Origin of the sequence: Sphingomicrobium aquimarinum, from assembly GCF_039655735.1 — a bacterium.
Classification (GTDB): domain Bacteria; phylum Pseudomonadota; class Alphaproteobacteria; order Sphingomonadales; family Sphingomonadaceae; genus Sphingomicrobium; species Sphingomicrobium aquimarinum.
The window spans coordinates 809,831-832,305 of the sequence record NZ_JBBYXH010000001.1 but is presented as its reverse complement, the minus strand read 5'-3'; the positions used below and the strand labels follow the sequence as shown (position 1 = coordinate 832,305).

The 22,475-nt window shown below is 64.5% G+C and carries 16 protein-coding genes; 9 read left to right on the top strand and 7 right to left on the bottom strand.

All coding sequences use genetic code 11. The annotated features are described in order from the left end of the window. Positions 1-137 precede the first annotated feature (137 nt). The 7 genes from WJS89_RS04275 (at position 138) to WJS89_RS04245 (ending at position 6,787) form a co-directional block, all read left to right on the top strand. The gene (locus tag WJS89_RS04275) at positions 138-1,022 is read left to right on the top strand and encodes an N-acetylmuramoyl-L-alanine amidase family protein (RefSeq protein ID WP_346339680.1); all 885 of its coding nucleotides are present in this window, start codon (positions 138-140) and stop codon (positions 1,020-1,022) included. Positions 1,023-1,065: 43 nt separating this feature from the next. Then, entirely contained in the window at positions 1,066-3,648 is a 2,583-nt protein-coding gene (locus WJS89_RS04270; RefSeq protein ID WP_346339679.1) for a penicillin-binding protein 1A, read from the top strand. A gap of 33 nt (positions 3,649-3,681) precedes the next feature. Then, positions 3,682-4,812 (top strand): peptide chain release factor 2, encoded by a 1,131-nt coding sequence (prfB, locus tag WJS89_RS04265; RefSeq protein WP_346339678.1) that lies wholly within the window; start codon positions 3,682-3,684, stop codon positions 4,810-4,812. Continuing rightward, positions 4,805-5,494, top strand: a complete 690-nt coding sequence (locus tag WJS89_RS04260; RefSeq protein ID WP_346339677.1) for a class I SAM-dependent methyltransferase — start codon at positions 4,805-4,807, stop codon at positions 5,492-5,494. The genes prfB and WJS89_RS04260 overlap by 8 nt, the downstream gene beginning before the upstream one ends. Beyond that, the gene (locus WJS89_RS04255) at positions 5,494-6,288 is read left to right on the top strand and encodes a thymidylate synthase (protein WP_346339676.1); all 795 of its coding nucleotides are present in this window, start codon (positions 5,494-5,496) and stop codon (positions 6,286-6,288) included. Before WJS89_RS04260 ends, WJS89_RS04255 begins: the two co-directional genes overlap by 1 nt. Positions 6,289-6,361: 73 nt before the next feature. Beyond that, positions 6,362-6,505, top strand: coding sequence for an entericidin EcnA/B family protein (locus WJS89_RS04250; protein ID WP_346339675.1), 144 nt, complete (start codon positions 6,362-6,364; stop codon positions 6,503-6,505). Between the two features lie 138 nt (positions 6,506-6,643). Continuing rightward, a complete protein-coding gene (locus WJS89_RS04245) occupies positions 6,644-6,787 on the top strand; it encodes an entericidin (RefSeq protein ID WP_346339674.1) in 144 nt (47 codons plus the stop codon). A 116-nt stretch (positions 6,788-6,903) separates the two neighbouring features. Here WJS89_RS04245 and rpoC read toward each other — a convergent pair whose 3' ends face one another. The 3 genes from rpoC to WJS89_RS04230 all read right to left on the bottom strand — a co-directional run bounded on the left by rpoC (position 6,904) and on the right by WJS89_RS04230 (position 16,215). After that, positions 6,904-11,196, bottom strand: coding sequence for a DNA-directed RNA polymerase subunit beta' (gene rpoC, locus WJS89_RS04240; protein WP_346339673.1), 4,293 nt, complete (start codon positions 11,194-11,196; stop codon positions 6,904-6,906). A 20-nt stretch (positions 11,197-11,216) separates the two neighbouring features. Then, positions 11,217-15,389, bottom strand: a complete 4,173-nt coding sequence (gene rpoB / locus WJS89_RS04235) for a DNA-directed RNA polymerase subunit beta (RefSeq protein ID WP_346339672.1) — start codon at positions 15,387-15,389, stop codon at positions 11,217-11,219. A 286-nt stretch (positions 15,390-15,675) separates the two neighbouring features. Then, entirely contained in the window at positions 15,676-16,215 is a 540-nt protein-coding gene (locus WJS89_RS04230) for a L,D-transpeptidase family protein (RefSeq protein WP_346339671.1), read from the bottom strand. A 133-nt stretch (positions 16,216-16,348) separates the two neighbouring features. Here WJS89_RS04230 and WJS89_RS04225 point away from each other — a divergent pair, with 133 nt between their 5' ends. Both WJS89_RS04225 and WJS89_RS04220 read left to right on the top strand, forming a co-directional pair. After that, positions 16,349-17,170 (top strand): YihY/virulence factor BrkB family protein, encoded by an 822-nt coding sequence (locus WJS89_RS04225; protein ID WP_346339670.1) that lies wholly within the window; start codon positions 16,349-16,351, stop codon positions 17,168-17,170. Between the two features lie 70 nt (positions 17,171-17,240). After that, entirely contained in the window at positions 17,241-19,247 is a 2,007-nt protein-coding gene (locus WJS89_RS04220) for an amidohydrolase family protein (protein ID WP_346339669.1), read from the top strand. A gap of 3 nt (positions 19,248-19,250) precedes the next feature. Here WJS89_RS04220 and WJS89_RS04215 read toward each other — a convergent pair whose 3' ends face one another. From WJS89_RS04215 to WJS89_RS04200, 4 genes are all read right to left on the bottom strand, one after another. Further along, positions 19,251-20,471: a GGDEF domain-containing protein gene (locus WJS89_RS04215; RefSeq protein ID WP_346339668.1), complete on the bottom strand. Its 1,221-nt coding sequence runs from the start codon at positions 20,469-20,471 to the stop codon at positions 19,251-19,253. A 104-nt stretch (positions 20,472-20,575) separates the two neighbouring features. After that, positions 20,576-21,097, bottom strand: a complete 522-nt coding sequence (locus WJS89_RS04210; RefSeq protein WP_346339667.1) for a fasciclin domain-containing protein — start codon at positions 21,095-21,097, stop codon at positions 20,576-20,578. A gap of 96 nt (positions 21,098-21,193) precedes the next feature. Then, positions 21,194-21,865 (bottom strand): anti-sigma factor domain-containing protein, encoded by a 672-nt coding sequence (locus tag WJS89_RS04205; protein WP_346339666.1) that lies wholly within the window; start codon positions 21,863-21,865, stop codon positions 21,194-21,196. Positions 21,866-21,868: 3 nt separating this feature from the next. Continuing rightward, entirely contained in the window at positions 21,869-22,444 is a 576-nt protein-coding gene (locus WJS89_RS04200; protein WP_346339665.1) for a sigma-70 family RNA polymerase sigma factor, read from the bottom strand. Positions 22,445-22,475 lie beyond the last annotated feature (31 nt).

Genomic DNA, 22,475 nt, shown 5'->3' with positions numbered 1-22,475 from the left:
TGGAGCCTGAAAGCACGACCCTCGGGTCGGTTCCAGACTGAAACGGGGTAGCATCGCCGAGTCGTACTGACAACAATGTAACGCGCACCGATAATGAAGGTGGCGAGAGCGGCGCTGGATGGTAGGACAAACGCGTCATGTCGAAACGCCTCGTCATCCTTTTTCTTGTCATTGCCGCGCTTCTCGCTGGCGGACTCTGGCTGTTCGCGCCCGACACGCGGGCCCCCGCCGAACGCGAAGCCGATCGCGCCCTGCTGGGCGAGGCGCGGCGCGGCGGCCTGCGGGCCGGCCTGCAGGTCCCGCTGGCCGATATCGCGATCACCGATGCGCGTCTTCCCGAGGCTCCGCTCGTACTCATCGATCCGGGGCATGGTGGCCGTGATGGCGGGGCGCAGGGCGTGGGCGGCGCGAGCGAGAATGCATTGACGCTGGCGATGGCGCGCGAGGTGCAGGCGCGCCTGGTCGAGCGCGGCCGGGTCCGGACGGCCTTGTCGCGCACGGGGGACGACACCCTTAGCCTGGAGCAGCGCGCCGACCTCGCCCGCCGTCTCGCGCCCGACCTGTTCGTCTCCATCCATATGGACGCGGCGCCCAATCCCGATGCGACGGGCGTGACGATCTATTCGCTCGCGGACATTGCCTCGACGACCGAGGCCGCCGATCTCGCCGCTGCCGAAGCCGAGCGGGTCGGCACGGTCGTGTCCGATACAGACAGCAAGGTCGAATTCCTGCTGACCGACCTGGCGTTGCGCGACCAGATGGCCGCCAGCGCCGCCTTCGCCCGTCGCTTCCTGCGCCGCGCCGAGCAGGACGACGGGGTGCCGCTGCGCCCGACGCCGCACCAGTTCGCCAATTTCTACGTGCTTCGGTTCGCCCAGGTACCGGGCGCGCTTGTCGAGGCAGGCTATCTTTCCAACCGGGTCGATGAAGCGCGGCTTCGCTCGAAGGAGGGCCGCGCACCGCTGGTCGAGGCCCTCGCAGAAGCGATCGAAGCCGATCTCGCCGCCCGGTTGGTGCGCTAAGGTTCATTGTGCGCTCAAACTAGGCAGGCTAGGAACGTGCGTCATGGTCCGTCTGCCCGATTTCTCACGCCTCGCCGAGCGGCTTCCCGATCTCGTCTCGTTCAACAATCGCGTCCACGCCCGGCTCGATCCGTGGCGCGAGCGGCGCTGGTTCCGCTACGGCTTCTACCTGCTGGTCGCGGGGTTCATCGGCTTCATGGGCCTGTTTGTCGCCGCGGCGATGGATACGATGAGCGAAGAGGAAATCCTCGCCTATCGACCGAGCCTCCCGACGATCGTGCGCGGATACGACGGTGAGCCGATCGGTACCTACGCCCGCCAGCGCCGCGTGGAACTGGCGTATGACGATTATCCGCCCGAAGTGGTGCAGGCCTTCATCTCGGCCGAGGACAAGACCTTCTTCCAGCATGGCGGCATCGACTATCCGGGCCTGTTCGCGGCGATCGGCGAATTCACCGTCAAGACCGTCACCGGCGGCGGACGCTCGCGCGGATCCTCAACCATCACCCAGCAGGTCGCCAAGAACCTGTCGGGCGACGACGATTATTCGGTGCTGCGCAAGATTCGCGAGGCCGTGCTGGCTTTCCGGATCGAGGATACGCTGTCGAAGCAGGAAATCCTCGCGCTCTACCTCAACGAAATCTTCCTCGGGCGGAATGCCTACGGGGTGCAGGCTGCGGCGCGTGCCTATTTCGACAAGGACGTCGGCGATCTCGATATCGAGGAAATCGCCTATCTCGCGGCCATCCCCAAGGGCCCGAGCAACTATCATCCGGTGCGCAACAAGGAGCGCGCAACCGCACGACGCAATTACGTCCTCCAGCAGATGGCGAACAACGACTATATCAACGAGGCGACCCGCGCGCGTGCCTCGGCGTCCGAGCTTGTCGCCATTCCACAGGGTTCGGCGGAGGCATTCCGCGAGCGTGGCGGCTATTTCCTCGAGGAAGTGCGCCGCGACCTGCTCGACCGCTATGGCGAGGAAGCCGAAGATGGCGAGAACAGCGTCTATGCGGGCGGCCTGTGGGTGCGTACCTCGATGAAACCCGACATGCAGGACGCCGCTGCCGAAGCGCTGCGCGAACAGCTGGCGCGCTTCGACGGCCCGCGCGGCTGGCGCGACCTGGGTATGACCATCGATATGAACGAGGATTGGGAGAGCCAGCTCCGCATCGCCCGCGTCGGCACCGGTTTTTCCGACTGGAAGAAGGCGGTGGTGGTCGAAAAGGACGGCGGGCAGGCGACCATCGGGTTTGTCGGCGGCGAAACCGCACCCCTGTCGCGCGGGCAAGCGAACATGGCCGTGCGTGGTGGCGGTGGCATCGCCTTCGACCAGTTCCGCCCCGGCATGATTATCGTCGTGAAGGACGAAGGCGAAGGGCGCTACGCGCTTCGCTCGGTGCCCGAAGTGGGCGGGGCCTTCGTCGCGCAGGAAGTCGATACCGGCCGCGTGCTCGCGATGCAGGGCGGGTTCGACGTTACCGGCTCCTCGTTCAACCGCGCCACGCAAGCCAAGCGCCAGCCCGGCTCCTCGTTCAAGCCGATCGTCTATCTGACCGCGCTCGAAAATGGTTATACGCCGGCCTCGATCGTGGTCGACGGTCCGTTCTGCGTCTGGCAGGGCGCCGCTCTCGGCGAGAAGTGCTTCCGCAACTTCGACGGCAAATATTCAGGGCCCAAGACGATGCGCTGGGGCGTCGAGCAATCGCGCAACAACATGACGGTGCGCGTCGCCAGCGATACCGGTATCAACAAGATCGTCGCCAACGCGAAGAAGCTGGGGCTGGGCGATCCCGAGCCGTTCCTTTCCACCGCGCTCGGCGCCAGCGAGGTGACGGTTCTCGGCATTACCAACGCCTATGCGATCCTCGCCAACCAGGGGCGCGAGATCCGCCCGACCCTCATCGATTTCGTGCAGGACCGCTCGGGCAAGGTCATCTTCCGCTCGGACAATCGCGGCGACGCGATGGAGGGCCTGAATGCCGCCGACTGGAACGGCGGACCGATGCCCCGCCCGCCGCGCCGCGGCCGCCAGCTCGTCGACCCGATGGCCGCGTACCAGATGGTGCATATCCTCGAAGGCGTGGTCACGCGTGGGACGGCGCAGAGCCTCGCCAGTCTCGACCGGCCGTTGTTCGGCAAGACGGGCACCACGACCGGCCCGACCAATGTCTGGTTCGTCGGCGGGACGCCCGATGTCGTGACCGGCACGTATATCGGCTACGACGACAATCGCGAAATGGGCGGCAATTGGGTGCAGGGCGGCTCGACCGCGGGTCCCGTGTTCAGGATGTTTGCCGAGAAGACGCTCGCCGATGCGCCCAAGACGCCGTTCGTGGCGCCGGAGGGCATCCGCATGGTCCGTATCGACCGGCGCACGGGCGAACGTGTGTTCGGCGCCTTCCCGCGTGAGGAGGAGAAGACCAGCGCGGTCATCTGGGAGGCATTCCAGCCGGAAACCGAACCCCGCCGCAGCTTCCGTTCGCGCCGTAGCAGCGAGGACGACGACGAACCGACGACGCCCGCGCCTACGCGCCGCCCGGCGGTCGTCCGCAGCGAGCCGACGCCTCCACCGCCACCGCCCGCCGAGAGCGACTTCTTGCAAAGAGAGGGCGGGATTTACTAGGGCGGTGCCCACACCCCAGTTCAGGAATTTCCCATGCGCGCCGAAGCGCAAGCACACGCCGACCAGATCACCGCCGCTACCCAGCTCCTTCGTCGCTTCATCGACTGGGACAAGGCACAAAAGCGTCTCGACGAACTGAACGCTGCCGCCGAGGACCCGGACCTATGGTCGGATCCCAAGAAGGCGCAGGAGTTGATGCGCGAGCGCACGCGCCTCGACGGCGCGATCGGCGCGACGCGGCGGCTCGAGACGGAATTGTCCGACACGCTCGAACTGATCGAGATGGCCGAGGCCGAGGGTGACGACGGCATGGTCACCGAGGCGCTCGCCTCGCTCGGCCAACTCGCCGCCCGCGCCGAGAAGGACAAGGTCGAAGCGCTTCTCGCAGGCGAGGCGGATGCCAATAACGCGTACGTCGAGGTCAATGCGGGCGCGGGCGGCACCGAAAGCCAGGATTGGGCCGAGATGCTCCAGCGCATGTATACGCGCTGGGCCGAGCGGCGCGGCATGAAGGTCGAACTGATCGATCATCATGCGGGCGAACAGGCCGGCATCAAGTCGGCGACGCTGCTGCTCAAAGGCGAGAATGCCTATGGCTACGCCAAGACCGAGAGCGGCGTGCACCGCCTCGTCCGCATCTCGCCCTATGACAGCTCGGCGCGGCGCCACACCAGCTTCTCTTCCGTGTGGGTCTATCCCGAGGTCGACGAAGACATCGACATCGAGATCGTCGAGTCGGACCTGCGCATCGATACATACCGGGCGAGCGGTGCGGGCGGTCAGCATATCAACACGACCGACAGCGCGGTTCGGATCACCCACATCCCGACCAACATCGTCGTGGCGTCGCAGTCGCAGCGCTCGCAGCACAAGAACAAGGCCGAAGCGATGAAGCAGCTGAAGGCGCGGCTTTACGAGGCCGAACTGCAGCGGCGCGAGGAAGAGGCCAATGCGGCGAACGCCACCAAGACCGAGATCGGCTGGGGCCACCAGATCCGCTCTTACGTCCTCCAGCCCTACCAGCAGGTGAAGGACCTGCGCACCGGCGTGGTCTCGACCGCTCCTGGCGACGTCCTCGACGGCGATCTCGACAAGTTCATGGCCGCGGCCCTGTCGCAGCGCGTGACGGGCGAAGCGGTCGAGGTCGAGGACGACGATGTCTAGGGCCTTTGCCCTCCTCCCGCTGCTGGCGCTCGCCGCCTGCAATCAGGGCCCGAAGGTCGACGAGGACGGTTTTCCGACGCTCGGGCGCCCCGTCGCGCCGATCGTCTCCGACCGCTTCTCGACCGAAGACGTGCGCGACCGGCTGGGCGAGGCCGAAGCGGTCATGGAACTGGCCGGCGTTTCGGCGGGCATGAACATCGCCGACATCGGAGCGGGGGAGGGCTATTATACCGTTCGCCTCAGCCCTCGCGTGGGAGCTGAAGGACGGATCGTGGCGCAGGACATCCAGCCCGCGGTGCGCGATGCGCTCGCCCGGCGCGTCCAGCGCGAAGGACTCGACAATGTTTCTGTGCGCCTCGGCGAAGCCGACGATCCGCGCCTTCCCGACGAGAGTTTCGACCGAATTTTCCTCGTTCACATGTATCACGAGGTGACCGAGCCCTATCAGTTCCTCTGGAACCTGCGGCAATCCCTGAACGAGGACGGCCTGATCGTGGTCGTCGATGCGAACCGCCCGGTGAAGCGGCACGGCATTCCGCCCGCGCTTCTCGACTGCGAATTCGGTGCGCTCGGACTTTCGCGCGTCGACATGACCGAGCTGGACGGCGGCGAAGCCTATTTCGCGACCTTCCGCATCGATGGGGCGCTCCCCGAACCCACCGCCATTGAGCCCTGCAACTGATGCGCCCATATCTCGACCTCATGCAGCGGATCCTCGACGAGGGCGCACGGCAGGACGACCGGACGGGCGTCGGCACGCTGAGCGTCTTCGGCGCGCAGATGCGCTTCGACCTCAGCCAAGGCTTTCCCCTCGTCACGACCAAGAAGCTGCACCTGCGCTCGATCATCGTCGAACTTCTGTGGTTTTTGAACGGCGACACGAACGTCAAATATTTGCAGGACAACAAGGTCAGCATCTGGGACGAATGGGCCGACGACAATGGCGATCTCGGCCCAGTTTACGGGAAGCAGTGGCGGCGGTGGCAGACGCCGGATGGCGGCGAGATCGACCAGATCGAGGTCCTTGTAGAGCAGATCCGCACCAACCCCGCGAGCCGGCGCCAGATCGTCTCCGCCTGGAACCCCGGCGAATTGTCGCAGATGGCGCTCGCTCCCTGTCACTGCCTGTTCCAGACCCATGTCGCGAACGGCAAGCTGTCGCTCCAGCTCTACCAGCGCAGCGCCGACCTGTTCCTGGGCGTTCCCTTCAACATCGCGAGCTATGCGCTGCTGACGCACATGCTGGCGCGCGAGACGGGGCTCGAGGTCGGCGACTTCGTGTGGACGGGCGGCGATGTGCACCTTTACTCGAACCATCTCGAGCAGGCGCGCGAGCAATTGAGCCGCGAGCCGCGCGCGCTGCCGACCTTGAAGATCGAGGACCGGGGGCAGGGGCTGTTCGATTACGAGCCGACCGATTTTACGTTCGAGGGCTACGATCCGCATCCGCACATCAAGGCGCCCGTCGCGGTCTGACAGCGCTCGAACGATAACGCGCAACCAATTTCGCTTCCGTATCGTTTGGCTTTCACCAAAAGTGGGAGACTGAATGATGATCCGCAAGATGATGCTCGCCGCCCTCGTTGGCAGTGCTTTCGCCGTTTCGGCCTGCAACACGGTCAAGGGCGTCGGTGACGATATCAGCTCGGCCGGCGAATGCGGCGAGAACGTGCTCGACGGCGACAAGTGCTGAACTAGTCCGTTCGAAACCCAACCTAGGAAGGCCTCGCCCGTGCGGCGGGGCCTTTTTCGTTGCAGTTCATGCTGGCGCAAGGCGCGGCCCAGCAGCATGATGCGCGGGACAGTGAAGCTTTACGGAAGGGTTCGACAGATGAAACGGATGATCGCGAAATTCTCGATCCTCGCCTGCGGCGCGCTCGCGCTCGCGGCGTGCAACGCGGTGCAGGGGCTGGGCGACGACATCAAGTCCGCCGGCGAGTGCGGCGAGGACGTCATCAACGGCGAAAAGTGCTGATTGGCATCCGCTAGCGATAAGAAAAGGGCCCCGGCGCAGAACGCTCCGGGGCCCTTTTTTTGTGAAGTTGCGGGGAGAGAAGAGGGGGAGGCGCGTCGAACGCCTCCCGCTACTCCTTACTCCTCTTCGCCGCTCGCGTCGGCATAGTCGCCCGCCGCCGCGTCCGAACCGTCGCCCGAGGGCGTCACTTCGGCGAGCGGATCGGTCGTTGCCGCAGCGACGATTTCCGGATCGGCATCGCGCTCGGCGTCTTCGGCCTTCTTCAGTTCCTCGGCCGTCTGCGCCGCCGCCATCGCGTCCTGCAGCTTCTTCTGCTGGGCGCGGAGCGCCGCGTCGCGGCTCGAAGCGGCGATGCGGACACGGTTCATGCCCGCACCGGTACCGGCGGGGATGAGGCGACCGACGATGACGTTCTCCTTGAGCCCGTTCAGCGTATCGACCTTGCCCTGCACCGAGGCTTCGGTGAGCACGCGGGTCGTTTCCTGGAACGAGGCCGCCGAGATGAAGCTGCGGGTCTGCAGCGACGCCTTGGTGATGCCGAGGAGGATGGGCTTGCCCTGTGCCTTCTTCTTGCGCGGGGGAAGCTTGGCATTGGCTTCGTCCATCTCGTCGCGATCGACCTGTTCGCCGGTGAGGAGCGTGGTGTCGCCACCATCGGTGATCTCGACCTTCTGCAGCATCTGACGAACAATCGTCTCGATGTGCTTGTCGTTGATCTTCACGCCCTGCAGTCGATAGACTTCCTGGATCTCGTTGACGAGATATTCGGACAGCGCTTCCACGCCCATCACTTCGAGGATGTCGTGCGGATCGGGCGAACCGGCGACGAGATTGTCACCCTTCTTGACGTAATCGCCTTCCTGCACGTCGATCACCTTGGTCTTGGGGATCAGATACTCGACCGTATCCCCTTCCTCCGGCACGATCGCGACCTTGCGTTTGGCCTTGTAGTCGCGAACGAAGGTGAAGCGGCCCGAGATCTTGGCGATGACCGAATTGTCCTTGGGCTTGCGCGCCTCGAACAGTTCGGCGACGCGCGGCAGACCGCCCGTGATGTCGCGGGTCTTGGCGGCTTCCCGCGGCAGACGCGCGATGACCGTACCGGCCTCGACGGTGGCCCCGTCCTCGACCGCGATGATGGCGCCCGGAACCAGGCGATAGACGCCCGCTTCCTCGTCCTTGTCGCCGGTCATGGTGAGGCGCGCCTTGAGGTCGTCCTTCTTGGTCTTCGACTGGTCCTCGGTCACGACGCGCTGCGAAATACCGGTGCTCTCGTCGGTCTGCTCCTCGAGCGTACGACCTTCGATGATGTCCTGATATTTCACCTTGCCGCCATGCTCGGTGATGACCGGGCTGAACGAGGGATCCCATTCCGCCAGCTTGTCGCCGCGCTCGACCACATGGCCGTTGTCGTAGATGAGCGTCGCGCCGTACGGGATCTTGTGGGTCGACAGTTCGCGCCCGTCCATGTCGAGGATGGCGAGTTCGCCACCACGCGACAGCGACAGGGTGCGTCCCTTGCTATCCACGATCGTCGGCATGTCGCGATACTCGAGCTTGCCGTCGACCGGCGCCTCGAGGTTGGACTGCTCGTTGAGCTGCGCCGCGCCGCCGATGTGGAAGGTCCGCATCGTCAGCTGGGTGCCGGGCTCGCCGATCGACTGCGCCGCGATGACGCCGACTGCTTCGCCGATGTTCACCGGCGTGCCGCGGGCGAGGTCACGTCCGTAGCACTTGCCGCAGACGCCCTGCTTGCTTTCGCACAGGAGCGGCGAGCGGATCTTGAGTGCCTGGACGCCGAGATCCTCGATCTTCTTCGCGAGCGCCTCGTCGAGAAGCGTCCCCGACTTGATCGCGACCTTGTCGGTTTCGGGATCGACGATGTCCTCACCCGTGGTACGGCCGAGAACGCGCTCGGACAGCGAAGCGATGACGCTGCCGCCCTGCACGATGGCGCGCATTTCAAGGACGTTGTCGGTCTTGCAGTCGTTCTCGACGATCGTGCAGTCCTGCGAGACGTCGACGAGACGACGCGTGAGATAGCCCGAGTTCGCCGTCTTCAGCGCCGTGTCCGCGAGGCCCTTACGGGCGCCGTGGGTGGAGTTGAAGTATTCGAGGACGGTCAGACCTTCCTTGAAGTTCGAGATGATCGGCGTCTCGATGATCTCGCCCGACGGCTTGGCCATGAGGCCGCGCATCCCGGCGAGCTGCTTGATCTGCGCGGGGCTACCACGCGCACCCGAGTGGGCCATCATGTAGATCGAGTTGACGTCGCTCTCGCGGCCGTCCTCGTTCTTCTTCACCGCCTGGATCTCGTCCATCATGGCGCTCGCGACCTGGTCGCCGCAACGGCTCCAGGCGTCGATGACCTTGTTGTACTTTTCCTGCTGGGTGATGAGGCCGTCCTGATACTGCTGCTCATAGTCGGCGACCATCGCACGCGTATCGTCGACGAGCTTCTCCTTGGCGTCGGGGATGATCATGTCGTCCATCCCGAAGCTGATCCCCGCCTTGAAGGCGTTCTGGAAGCCCAGCGTCATGATCTGGTCGGCGAAGATGACCGTCGCCTTCTGACCGGTGTGACGATAGACGGTGTCGATGACGTCGCCGATTTCCTTCTTGGTGAGAAGGCGGTTGACGGTCTCGAACGGCACCTTGTGGCTGGCGGGCAGCTTTTCGCCCAGCAGCATGCGGCCCGGCGTCGTTTCCACGCGGACCATGTGGGTCTCGCCCTTCTCGTTGGTCTGCGGGATGCGCGCCGTGATCTTGGTGTGGAGCGTCACCGCGCCGACGTTCAGCGCCTGGTGCACTTCGGTCATGTCGGTGAAGATCGACCCTTCGCCCGGCTCGCCCTCTTTCTGCATCGTGATGTAGTAGAGGCCGAGGATCATGTCCTGCGAGGGCACGATGATCGGCTTGCCGTTGGCGGGCGAGAGGATGTTGTTGGTGCTCATCATCAGCACACGCGCTTCCAGCTGCGCCTCGAGGCTCAGCGGGACGTGCACGGCCATCTGGTCACCGTCGAAGTCGGCGTTGAAGGCGGCGCAGACCAGCGGGTGAAGCTGGATGGCCTTGCCCTCGATCAGCACGGGCTCGAACGCCTGGATGCCGAGGCGGTGGAGCGTCGGGGCGCGGTTCAGCAGCACCGGATGTTCGCGGATCACCTCGTCGAGGATGTCCCAGACTTCCTTGCGCTCCTTCTCCACCCACTTCTTCGCCTGCTTCAGCGTCATGCTGAGGCCCTTGGCGTCGAGGCGCGAGTAGATGAACGGCTTGAACAGTTCCAAGGCCATTTTCTTGGGCAGGCCGCACTGGTGCAGCTTGAGTTCCGGCCCGGTCACGATGACCGAACGGCCCGAATAGTCGACGCGCTTGCCGAGCAGGTTCTGGCGGAAGCGGCCCTGCTTGCCTTTGAGCATGTCGGAGAGCGACTTGAGCGGACGCTTGTTGGCGCCCGTGATCGTGCGACCGCGGCGGCCGTTGTCGAACAATGCATCGACCGATTCCTGCAGCATGCGCTTTTCGTTGCGCACGATGATGTCGGGCGCGCGCAGCTCCATGAGGCGCTTCAGGCGGTTGTTGCGGTTGATGACGCGGCGATAGAGATCGTTGAGATCAGACGTCGCGAAGCGGCCACCGTCCAGCGGGACGAGCGGACGCAGATCGGGCGGAATGACCGGCACGACGTCGAGGATCATCCATTCGGGCTTGTTGCCGCTCTCGATGAAGCTCTCGACGATCTTCATGCGCTTGATGATCTTCTTGGGCTTCAGGGTCGACTTGGTCTCTTCCAGTTCGACCTTGAGGTCCTCGAGTTCCTGCTCGAGATCGAGATCCATCATCATCTGCTTGACGGCTTCCGCGCCGATGCCGGCACTGAAGGCGTCCTCGCCATATTCGTCCTGCGCGTCGAGGAGTTCGTCCTCGGTCAGCAGCTGGAACTTCTCCAGCGGCGTGAGGCCGGGTTCGATGACGACATAGGATTCGAAGTACAGCACGCGCTCGAGCTGCTTGAGCTGCATGTCCATGAGCAAGCCGATGCGCGAGGGCAGCGACTTCAGGTACCAGATGTGCGCGACCGGCGCGGCAAGCTCGATATGGCCCATGCGCTCGCGGCGGACCTTGGAGACGGTCACTTCCACGCCGCACTTCTCGCAGACGATGCCCTTGTACTTCATGCGCTTGTACTTGCCGCACAGGCATTCGTAATCCTTGATCGGACCGAAGATGCGCGCGCAGAACAGGCCGTCACGCTCGGGCTTGAACGTACGGTAGTTGATCGTCTCGGGCTTCTTGATCTCGCCGAAGCTCCACGAGCGGATGCGATCCGGCGAAGCGATGCCGATCTTGATGCTGTCGAATGTCTCCGGCTTGGAAGCCGGGTTCGCGAAGTTGGTCAGTTCGTTCATTTCAATATATTCCTCTTCGCTTACTCGGCGGCGATGGCAGGGGTGTCGCCATCTTCGTCGTCGTCTTCGGCAACCGAATTCAGATCGACGCTCATGCCGAGCGAGCGCATTTCCTTGACCAGCACGTTGAAGCTCTCGGGAATGCCGGCCTCGAACGTGTCGTCGCCCTTGACGATCGCCTCGTAGACCTTGGTGCGGCCGACCACGTCGTCGGACTTCACCGTCAGCATTTCCTGCAGCGTGTAGGCGGCGCCGTAGGCCTGGAGCGCCCAGACCTCCATCTCGCCGAAGCGCTGGCCGCCGAACTGGGCCTTGCCGCCCAGCGGCTGCTGCGTGACGAGGCTGTACGGCCCGATCGAACGCGCGTGGATCTTGTCGTCCACGAGGTGGTGCAGCTTGAGCATGTAGATGTAGCCCACGGTGACCTTGCGGTCGAAGGCCTCGCCGGTGCGCCCGTCGAACAGGGTGACCTGTCCCGACCGGTCGAGACCGGCCTTCTCGAGCATGTCGGCGACATCTTCCTGCTTGGCTCCGTCGAAGACCGGGGTGCCCATCGGCACGCCGTAGACGAGGTTCTGCGCGAGCTCCATCGTCTTCTCTTCATCGCGCCCGTCGATCTCGGCGTGATACTTTTCGCCGTAGACGCCCTTGAGGTGCTCCTTGACGCCCTGAAGGTCCTTTGACGCGATGTCCTTGCCCTTGGCATGGATATCCTCGAGCAGGCCGCCGATCTGCTGGCCGAGGCCGCGCGCGGCCCAACCGAGGTGCGTCTCGAAGATCTGCCCGACGTTCATGCGCGACGGCACGCCCAGCGGATTGAGGACGATGTCGGCATGGGTGCCGTCCTCGAGGAACGGCATGTCCTCGACCGGAAGGATCCGGCTGATGACACCCTTGTTGCCGTGACGGCCGGCCATCTTGTCGCCCGGCTGCAGCTTGCGCTTTACCGCGACGAAGACCTTGACCATCTTGAGGACGCCCGGGGGGAGCTCGTCGCCCGCTTCCAGCTTCTGGACGCGATCCTCATACTTGGCGTCGATGCGCCCGACGGCCTCGTCATACTGCGCCTTCATGGCTTCGAGGTCGGCCTGAGCGGCATCGTCCTTGACGGCGATCTTCCACCAGAGCTTGCGTTCGACGCCTTCGAGCATCTGCGGATCGAGCGTCGCGCCCTTCTTGATGCCCTTGGGAACCGCGGTCGCGGTCTGTCCGACGAGCAGCTCGGCGAGACGGTTGAACGTCGCGCGGTTGAGAATGGTCTTCTCGTCGTGCGCGTCCTTCTTGAGACGATCCTTTTCCTCGGCCTGGATGGCGCGCGTGCGGTCGTCGATGTCGATGCCGTGACGGTTGAAGGTCCGCACGTCGACGATCGTCCCGGCGACGCCCGGCGGCAGCCGCAGCGAGGTGTCGCGCACGTCGCTGGCCTTCTCGCCGAAGATGGCGCGGAGGAGCTTTTCTTCCGGCGTCATCGGGCTTTCGCCCTTGGGCGTGATCTTGCCGACGAGGATGTCGCCCGGATGCACTTCGGCACCGATGTAGACGATCCCGGCTTCGTCGAGGTTGCGCAGCGCTTCCTCGCCGACATTGGGAATGTCGCGGGTGATGTCCTCGGGGCCGAGCTTGGTGTCACGGGCGGCGACTTCGAATTCCTCGATGTGGATCGAGGTGAAGATGTCGTCCTTCACGATGCGCTCGGAGATGAGGATCGAGTCCTCGTAGTTGTAGCCGTTCCACGGCATGAACGCGACGAGCACGTTGCGGCCCAGCGCCAGTTCGCCGAACTGGGTGGAGGGACCGTCGGCGATGATCTCGCCTTCCTCGACGCTCTCGCCGACCTTCACCAGCGGACGCTGGTTGATGCAGGTGTTCTGGTTCGAGCGCTGGAACTTCTGGAGCGTGTAGATGTCCACGCCGCTTTCGCCCGCCTTGATGTCTTCCGTCACGCGGATGACGATACGGGTGGCGTCGACCTGGTCGATCACGCCCGAACGCTTGGCGGCGATGGCGGCGCCACTGTCGCGCGCAACCGTTTCTTCCATGCCGGTGCCGACCAGCGGCGCGTCGGCCTGGACGAGCGGCACGGCCTGACGCTGCATGTTCGAGCCCATCAGCGCGCGGTTGGCGTCATCGTTTTCCAGGAACGGAATGAGCGATGCGGCGACCGACACGAGCTGCTTGGGGCTGACGTCCATCAGCGTGATCATGTCGCGCTGCGCCATCAGGAATTCGCCGGCCTGACGGCTCGAGACGATTTCCTCGACGAAGCTGCCGTCGTCGGTCAGTTCGGCATTGGCCTGCGCGATGGTGTGCTTCTGCTCTTCCATCGCCGAGAGGTAGACGACCTCGTCGGTGACCTTGTTGTCGATGACCTTGCGGTACGGCGTCTCGATGAAGCCGTACTTGTTCACGCGGCTGAAGCTGGCGAGCGAGTTGATGAGGCCGATGTTCGGGCCTTCGGGCGTCTCGATCGGGCAGATGCGGCCATAGTGGGTCGGGTGGACGTCGCGGACTTCGAAGCCCGCGCGCTCACGCGTCAGGCCGCCCGGCCCGAGCGCCGAGACACGACGCTTGTGGGTGACTTCGGACAGCGGGTTGGTCTGGTCCATGAACTGCGAAAGCTGCGAGGAGCCGAAGAACTCGCGCACCGCGGCCACCGAGGGCTTGGCGTTGATGAGGTCGTTGGGCATGACCGTCGACACGTCGACGCTGCTCATGCGCTCCTTGACCGCGCGCTCCATGCGCAGGAGGCCGACGCGATACTGGTTTTCCAGCAGTTCGCCGACCGAACGGACGCGGCGGTTGGCGAGGTTGTCGATATCGTCGATCTCGCCCTTGCCGTCCTTGAGGTCCACGAGCTGCTTCACGACCGCGAGAATATCCTCGCGGCGCAGCGTGGTGACCGTGTCCTCGGCGTCGAGGTCGAGGCGCATGTTCAGTTTCACGCGGCCGACGGCCGAGAGGTCGTAGCGCTCCGGATCGAAGAACAGGCCGTAGAAGAGCGCGTCCGCGGTCTCGCGGGTCGGCGGTTCGCCGGGGCGCATGACACGGTAGATGTCCGCCAGTGCCTGGTCGGTATCCTCGGCCTTGTCGGCCTGCAGCGTCTTCTGGATCCACGGGCCGGTGTTGTTGTCGATGTCGAGCAGTTCGATCGACTTGATCTTGGCCTTGTCGAGCTTCTCGAGATTCTCGGCCGACACTTCGTCGCCTGCCTCGATGTAGATCTCGCCCGTCTTCTCGTTGATGAGATCGTAGGCCGAGAAGCGACCGAAGATTTCCTCGGTCGGAATGACGAGCGTTTCGAGCCCGTCGCTTTCGGCCTTCTTGGCCTTGCGCGGGGTGATCTTCTCGCCGGCTTCGAACACGACTTCGCCGGTCTTGGCGTCGACGAGATCGTAGGTCGGCTTGGTGCCGCGCCATGCGTCGGCCTTGAACGGCAGTTCCCAGCCGCTCTTGCCGCGCTTCCACGTCACGCGGTCGTAGAAATGCTCGAGGATTTCCTCATGATCGAGGCCCAGCGCATAGAGAAGCGTCGTGACCGGCAGCTTGCGCTTGCGGTCGATACGGACGTTGACGATGTCCTTGGCGTCGAACTCGAAGTCGAGCCACGAGCCGCGATAGGGGATGACGCGCGCAGCGAAGAGATATTTGCCGCTCGCGTGGGTCTTGCCGCGGTCATGGTCGAACAGCACGCCGGGCGAACGATGCATCTGCGAGACGATGACGCGCTCGGTGCCGTTGATGATGAAAGTGCCGTTCTCGGTCATGAGCGGCATGTCGCCCATGTAGACATCCTGCTCCTTGATATCGATGACCGACTTGGCTTCGGTGTCGGGGTCGATCTCGAAGCTGGTGAGGCGCAGCGTGACGCGCATCGGCGCGGCATAGGTCAGCCCGCGCTGGCGGCACTCTTCGGTGTCGAACTTGGGCTTTTCCAGCTCGTAGCCGTCGAAATCGAGATGGGCGGTGCCAGCAAAGTCCTGGATCGGGAAGACGCTCCGCAGCGTTTTTTCCAGACCCGAAACGTAGTCGCGCTGCTTGTCGGAACGCAGGAAGTCCTCATACGATTCGCGCTGAACCTCGATGAGGTTGGGCATTTCGGAGACTTCGTGGATGTTGCCGAAGATCTTGCGGATCCGGCGCGACTTCATCGAGCGACCCTGGGTGGTCGGCACGTCTTTTTGCTGGGTAGCCATGAAATTCCTTGGCGCTACGGGCGCGCGCCATCATGCGTCGCGGGCCCTCAGTTCAAAGTCCGGCGCTTGTCCTGTTTCTCCCTTCCATTCGTTCTCCCCATGCGCAAATTGGGAAGTGGCCCGGAAAGGCAGGAAGGCCCCGGGCGCAGCGGGTGCTGCGGCGGAGCCACATGTGTTGGATAAGTCCTATTTAACATCGCGACCGGACTTTGCAAGGGCTCGCGAGTCTGAAAGGGCGCCGCCGATTGCACGACGACGCCCTGCCGACAGACGAAAGATCCACGGATTACGCGACGACGTGTACCATCGTCTGCCGGGTCTTCGTCACGCCGAACAGTTTTTCGGCGAATTCGTGGGGCAGGCGCACGCAGCCGTGGCTGGCGGGCTGGTCCTTTACCGCGCCCGCATGAAGCGCGATGCCGTCCCAGGTGAGGCGCTGCATGAAGGGCATGGGGGCGTTGTCGTAGAGGTTGCTGTAATGCTCCTCGTTCTTCTGGAGGATCTCGAAGCTGCCGGTGGGCGTCTCGTGGCCCTTCTTGCCGGTGGACACGGTCGAGACCGCCACAAGATCGGCGCCGTCGTAGACGAAGGCCAGTTGCTCGGACAGATCGACGACGATCTCGACATCGTCGCCGGCGGCATCCGAGAACCAGCGGTAGTCGCCAGCAGCCAGCGTGGTCGTACCGGCGCGATCGTAGAAGTCGCCCATCGCGGCTTCGGTCACGAGATTGTCGTTCCCGGTCGCGTCGGAGGCCAGTGCCGGATCGGCAGCGCAAAGAGCAAGGGTGGCGGCGGCGGCGAGGCCAGTCAGAAACACTTTCATCATACACCTTCGAATTCGGTTTGCTTTTGCCGAATCAAAGCGCTTAGGCATTCCAGGTTCCAAAGGTTGCGATACCGTAACATATTCGCTTTGATTGGCGGGCATCTTTTTGCGCGATGCGTCCGTTAGGGGTTCCATGCAGATCGTCGACACCGCCCGAGACAGCTGGAGCCGCGCCACAGAAGACAATGTCGGGCTGCTCGCGGCGGGGGTCGCCTTCTATGCTTTCCTGAGTCTCGTGCCCCTGCTCGCCGCGATGGTGCTCACCTACGGCCTGTTCGCCGATCCGAGCGATGCGGTGAAGCAGGCGGGTGCCGTTGCCCGCGCCTTGCCCGAGAGCGCGGCGCAGATCGTGATCGAACAGATGCAGAGCCTCGCCTCGGGCGACAACGGCAAGACCGCGCTGGGGCTCGTACTCGCGCTGGCGACCGCCATCTATGGCGCCACCAAGGGGGCCAAGGCGATCATCGTCGCGCTCAATATCGTGAACCATGCCGAGACCAAGCGCGGGTTCATTTCGCAGACGCGTGCGTCGATCCTCATCATCCTGTTGCTGCTCGTGACGATGCTGTCGGGTTTTGGCGCGATCGCGCTACTGGGGTTCGTCGAGAACCTCCTTCCCGGTCTTCCGGGATGGGGACAGGCGCTGCTGAAATGGGGCGTCTGGTTGGGCTTCGGACTGATCGCGCTGTTCAGCCTCTCGCTCATCTACCGCTTCGCTCCGGCGGCGGGGCGGCCCGGCAGGAAGGGAGCCGTCGGCGGCGCTGCGGTGGCCGCGTTTCTCATCGGCGTGGGCACCATGGCCTTCGCCCTCTATGTCGCCAATTTCGGAAGCTACAATGCGACCTACGGCGCGCTCGGCGCGGTGGTCATCCTCCAGTTGTGGCTCTATCTCACCGCCTACGCACTGCTGCTCGGCGCCGAACTCGCGCAATCGGTGACCGAAGGGCGCAACTGAACCCCTTGTCATCGGCGCGGCGGAGCGCAATCGTTCCGCCGACACACCGATGAAGGGGGATCGTTTCGCCATGTTCAAGACCATGCTGCTCGCCGCCACCGCGCTGGCGCTTCCCGCCACCGTGCTCGCGCAGGAAAGCGAATATCGCGTCCTCACCAACGATGCCGACATCGGCTACGTCAAGATCGACCGCGACGGGCAACGGATCGAGATCGAAACCGACATCAAGCAGAACGGACGCGGGCCGACGACGCAGGAAGTCGTGCAGCTGAACGCGGAAGGTCTCCCCGTCAGCTGGACCGTGACCGGAACCACGACGTTCGGCAGCCCGATCGACGAGCGCTTCACGTTCGAGAACGGCCGTGCGGTCTGGCAGGACGCGGCAGGCGGCGGCGAGAGCGATGCGCTGGCCTTCTACATCTCGCAATCCGGAAGCGCGACGGGTCTCGCCGAATTGCTCGTCAACGCCCCCGGCATGGAATTGCCGGTCCTCCCGGGCGGAACCGCGCGGCTGAAGGAACTGGAGCGCCACACCTATGACGGCGAGGACGGTCCGCTCGACACCATCACCTATGAGATGAGCGGTCTCGACCAGACGCCGAGCTATATCACGCTCGATGCGCAAGGCCGCTATTTCGCAAGCGCCTCACCCGGGAGCGCGGCCGTCCGTAAGGGTTACGAGAGCGCGGAAAAGCGGCTGCGCGACCGCGCCGCCGATTATAGCGCCGAGCGGCTGTCGAACCTGCAGACCGAACATGCCAGAAATTTCGATGGTCCCGTCCGTATTTCCAATGTGCATGTCTTCGACAGCATCGCCAAACGCCGCACCGGTCCGCACGACGTGGTCATCGCGGGCGATCGCATCGCACTGATCGAGCCGTCGGGATCGCCCGCGACCAAGGGCGAGACGATCATCGACGGGGAGGGCGGGACGCTCGTCCCCGGTCTCTACGAGATGCACGGCCATGTCGGGCAGGAAAGCGCGCTCACCAACATCCTCGCCGGCATCACCTCCATTCGCGACGTCGGCAATCGCAACGACGTGCTCGATGCGCTGATCGCGCGCATCGAGGCGGGCGAGATCGCGGGGCCGCGGATCACGCGGTCGGGCTTCATCGAGGGCAAGAGCGACTTTTCCTCGCGCACCGGCATCCTCGTCGACAGCGAAGCGGCTGCGGTGCAGGCCGTGCGCGACTATGCCGCCCGCGGCTTCTGGGGCATCAAGCTCTACAATTCGATGAAACCCGAGTGGAACGCGGCGGCGATCGCGGAAGCGAAGACGCTCGGCCTCAAGGTCCACGGGCATATCCCCGCCTTTGCCACCGCCGACGAGATGATCGCGCTCGGCTATGACGAGATCACCCACGCCAACCAAGCGATGCTCGGCTGGGTCATCGAGCATGACGAGGACACGCGCACGCTGTTCCGCTTCACTGCGATGAAGCGCTTCCCCGACCTCGGTGCCGATGCGCCCGAAGTGCAGGCAACGCTGGATGCGATGGTCGCCAACAATGTCGCGCATGATCCGACGCTGGTCATCCATGAGCTGGGACTGACGGCCGAGAATGGCGTGGTCGGGCCGGGTTTCATCGACATCTACGAGAACATGCCCGCCGCCACCCAGCGCTCGATGCGGCAGGAACTGTTCGGAACCGAGAATGCGGCCGAGCGCGCCGAATATGTCGCGGCATATGACTTCATCAAGGATGTGCTGTCGCAGATGCACGAGCGCGGCATCATGCTCGTGCCGGGGACCGACATGGGCGGCGCGCATGCGCTCCACCGCGAACTGCAGCTCTTCGAACAATTGGGCATGAGCCGCGAGGAGGTGCTGGCGCGCGCGACGATCGACATGGCGCGATACATGGGACAGGACGAGGATCTGGGTTCGATCGAACGCGGCAAGCTCGCCGACCTCTTCCTCGTCGCGGGCGACCCGACGCAAGACCTCAAGCAACTCAAGAATATCAGCATGGTGGCCAAGGACGGCCGGGTCTATTTTCCTGCCGACATCTACCCGTCCTTCGGGATCAAGCCCTTCGCCGCGCCGCCCCGGATCGTCTCGGGCGGCGAATGAGGTTCAGGCCACGCCGCGGATTTTGGGGGTCGGGGCGTGATAGGGCAGGTCGGGAGTGCCGTTGGCACTGACCACGCGGTCCCGCCCCGTCGTCTTGGCCTCGTACAGGGCCGCGTCGGCACGCGCGAAGCATTTCTCGAAGGGCTCGTCGGCCTGCCAGCGCGCCGTCCCGATCGATCCGCTGATGATGCCGTCGAAGCCTTCCGGCGAGGGGACGACGCGTAGCCGCGCGCCGATCGAGATGGCGACATCGCGCACCGCCGCGTCGCGAAGGCCCCTGACCATAATGGCGAACTCCTCGCCGCCCAGCCGCGCCGCGAAGGCCTCGTCCGGAAGCGCATCGGCCGTGCTTGAGAAGAGGTTGCCGGCCGCGCACAGCACCTCATCGCCCCCCGCGTGGCCGGCGGCGTCGTTGACACGTTTGAAATGGTCGAGGTCGACGAGGATCGCCGACCAATGGTCGCGCTCGCCATCGGAGGCGATCCGCTCGATCGTGCGCTGAAAGGCGCGGCGGTTCATGAGGCCCGTGAGCGGATCGTGATTGGCGAGCCGTTCCTTTTCTGCAGCCGTCGCCCGCAACTGTTCGGCAAGAGCCTCGTGCGCATCGGCCAGACGCTTGTTCTCGACGACGAGGCGGCCGGTCTTCTGGGCTTCCTTCGTAAGGCCGAAGCTGAACGAAAGGATCGCGAAGCTGATCGCCACGATGGTGATGAGCGGCCCGAAGCCGAGCGAGCCGCTGACCGCGACGAGCCACAAGACCATCGGCACCGCGAAACTGGCGAGAAAGGTGAGGACCACGCGTGGTACCGGCGAGGCTGTCGCCACCACGAGGCTGACGCCCGTGAGCAGCACCGTGAGGACGAGGACGCCGCCGAGGCTGGTCAACTCCTCCACCGGTACCGCCCAGAACAGCCCGCCCCAGGTCAGGCCCGCGAAGCTCATGCCGAGCGCGAAGCGATTGACGAGGCCCGTGATGGGGCGCTCGTTCTCGATCGCGCCGAGAAGGCTGCGTGTGTTGAACGCCGTCACAATCACCGCAATCACGCGCAGCGCGACCGCAATGGCGAGCGCGCGTCCGAACGGCAGGACGAAGCAGGAATAACCGAGAATCGCGAGCCCGACGAAATTGGCGACGATCGACGCATTCGCCCGGTCGATCATCGCACGGATGAATGCGCGTTCGACATCGCTATCGTAGCGACCACGGGTGCGGGACGAGAACATGACCCAAGCTTTATCACGCAAAAACTGAAGTTTGAGTGAAAAAAAGGCCGCGCCGGTACCGGACCGGCGCGACCTCCTCGCGTCGCGTATGCCTGAATGCAAATTTAAGGTATCAACACGCCGTCGATCACGTGGATGACGCCGTTGGAGACATCGAGATCGGTTTTAGTGACCGCGATCCGGTTGCCCTTTTCATCGGTCAGAATCAGTTCGCCGCCCGATAGGCTGGCAACGAGTTCGCCGCCCTGAACGGTGGGGATCGCCGCACGTCCGCCGTGGTTCTCTACCAGATTCAGCACGTCGGCGGCTTTGAACTCGCCAGCCACGACATGATAGGTGAGGATCGAGCGGAGTGTGTCGCGATTGGCGGGCTTGACCAGTTCGCCGACGGTACCGTCGGGCAGCTTGGCGAAGGCGGCGTCGGTCGGCGCGAAGACGGTGAAGGGTCCGTCGCCCTGCAGCGTTTCCACCAGATGCGCGGCCTTCACCGCGGCGACAAGCGTTTCGAACTGGTCGTTGGCGGCAGCGGCGGCAACGATATCGGGCTGGTCGTGGTGGTCGTGCGCGGCAGCGGGCAGGCTGGCGGTTGTGCAAAGCAGCGCCGCGGCGATCATCAGCGTGTTCATAGGTCGTTCTCCTTTTTGCATCGCTCCCGAGGGGGAGAGCGAACGGAGATACGGGGACTGATGCGCAGCGGATGATCGAATCGCCGCGCGCCAAGCTCAGACTGCCGTGAGAATACCTTCGGCCACGACCTCTCCGGAAGGCGTGGTCGGCGCCTGTCCGACGGGCTCGAAGGTGATCATCAGGACGGTGCCTTCGGGGAGGTGGCGCGTCGTGCGGGCCTTGACGCCTCCGTCGACGACATCGAACGTTCCGAGCGCTACCGCCTTGCCGTCGATTTCGGCCCATAGCTGCGCGCTGTGACCCTCGGGGATCGGCATATCGCCCGGCATCATCAGCGTCTCCGCTCCACCGTCGTAGATGCCGACGCGCGGCGCGTCGGCGCCCGCGATGGTGAAATTGGCCATCATGGGCGCGCTGGCCGTCACGACCGGTTCCCCCGTGGGGATCGCGGGCTCGGGAGACTGGAACACCAGCAATCCCGCCAGCACAAGTGCGACCGCACTCGCCGCGACCGTGCCGAAACGCCACGGCCGTGCATCGTTGGCGGGCGACGGCAAGGTGGCCCGCATGACCTGTTCCTCCAGGGAGGCGGAGGGCTCTTCTGCTGGGATGCGTGGGAACAAAGTCGCGAAATGATCGCGCCAGCGCGCCACCTCGGCGCCGAATGCGGGATCGTGGAGTTGGCGTCGGAGCGCGGCCTCGCGTTCCTCGCCCTCCAGCAGTCCCAGCGCCAGTTCGGCGGCCAGCATGTCGGTATCCTCGCTCATCTCTCAGTCTTCCATACAGGTCTTCAGCGCCATCAACGCGCGCCGCATCCGGCTTTTCATCGTCCCCAGCGGAATGTCCTCTCGTTCCGCCAACTGCGAATAGGTCAGCCCGCCGAAAAAGGCCGTCCGTACGTAGCGCGCACCGGGATCGCCGAGCGCCTCGACGCATCGCTCGAGCCGCGCATCTTCCTCGGCCCGTTCGAGCGTGCGATCGGCAAGGGGCCGGCGGTCGGTGGGCTCGACGATGTCATCGAGCCGCGGGGCAGGACGGTTGGACGCGCGACGTCGCCAGTCGATCGCCTTGTTACGCGCGATGGTCGAGAGCCAGGTGATGGGACTCACACGGCCGGGCTCGTAGCTCTCGGCTCGCTTCCAGATCGTCAGATAGGCCTCGCTCATCACGTCCTCCGCCGCGGACGACTCGCCACAGATACGAAGCACGATGCCGAAAAGCTTCGCCGAGGTGCGGCGATAGAGATCGCGGAACGCCGCGCGGTCTCCTCCCGCCGTTGCTACCAGCGCCGTTTCGAGGGCAGCGCGCTCGCGGGCGGCAGCGGTGTCGGAAGGAGCGCGGTCCATCGGGGCGCGAGGCTATGAGCGCGGCGCCGAA

Bases quoted from the DNA above. Each gene is read 5' to 3' on its own strand.
- WJS89_RS04275 (WP_346339680.1), top strand. From the start codon at position 138: ATGTCGAAACGCCTCGTCATCCTTTTTCTTGTCATTGCCGCGCTTCTC.
- WJS89_RS04270 (WP_346339679.1), top strand. From the start codon at position 1,066: ATGGTCCGTCTGCCCGATTTCTCACGCCTCGCCGAGCGGCTTCCCGAT.
- prfB (WP_346339678.1), top strand. From the start codon at position 3,682: ATGCGCGCCGAAGCGCAAGCACACGCCGACCAGATCACCGCCGCTACC.
- WJS89_RS04260 (WP_346339677.1), top strand. From the start codon at position 4,805: ATGTCTAGGGCCTTTGCCCTCCTCCCGCTGCTGGCGCTCGCCGCCTGC.
- WJS89_RS04255 (WP_346339676.1), top strand. From the start codon at position 5,494: ATGCGCCCATATCTCGACCTCATGCAGCGGATCCTCGACGAGGGCGCA.
- WJS89_RS04250 (WP_346339675.1), top strand. From the start codon at position 6,362: ATGATGATCCGCAAGATGATGCTCGCCGCCCTCGTTGGCAGTGCTTTC.
- WJS89_RS04245 (WP_346339674.1), top strand. From the start codon at position 6,644: ATGAAACGGATGATCGCGAAATTCTCGATCCTCGCCTGCGGCGCGCTC.
- rpoC (WP_346339673.1), bottom strand. From the start codon at position 11,196: ATGAACGAACTGACCAACTTCGCGAACCCGGCTTCCAAGCCGGAGACA.
- rpoB (WP_346339672.1), bottom strand. From the start codon at position 15,389: ATGGCTACCCAGCAAAAAGACGTGCCGACCACCCAGGGTCGCTCGATG.
- WJS89_RS04230 (WP_346339671.1), bottom strand. From the start codon at position 16,215: ATGATGAAAGTGTTTCTGACTGGCCTCGCCGCCGCCGCCACCCTTGCT.
- WJS89_RS04225 (WP_346339670.1), top strand. From the start codon at position 16,349: ATGCAGATCGTCGACACCGCCCGAGACAGCTGGAGCCGCGCCACAGAA.
- WJS89_RS04220 (WP_346339669.1), top strand. From the start codon at position 17,241: ATGTTCAAGACCATGCTGCTCGCCGCCACCGCGCTGGCGCTTCCCGCC.
- WJS89_RS04215 (WP_346339668.1), bottom strand. From the start codon at position 20,471: ATGTTCTCGTCCCGCACCCGTGGTCGCTACGATAGCGATGTCGAACGC.
- WJS89_RS04210 (WP_346339667.1), bottom strand. From the start codon at position 21,097: ATGAACACGCTGATGATCGCCGCGGCGCTGCTTTGCACAACCGCCAGC.
- WJS89_RS04205 (WP_346339666.1), bottom strand. From the start codon at position 21,865: ATGAGCGAGGATACCGACATGCTGGCCGCCGAACTGGCGCTGGGACTG.
- WJS89_RS04200 (WP_346339665.1), bottom strand. From the start codon at position 22,444: ATGGACCGCGCTCCTTCCGACACCGCTGCCGCCCGCGAGCGCGCTGCC.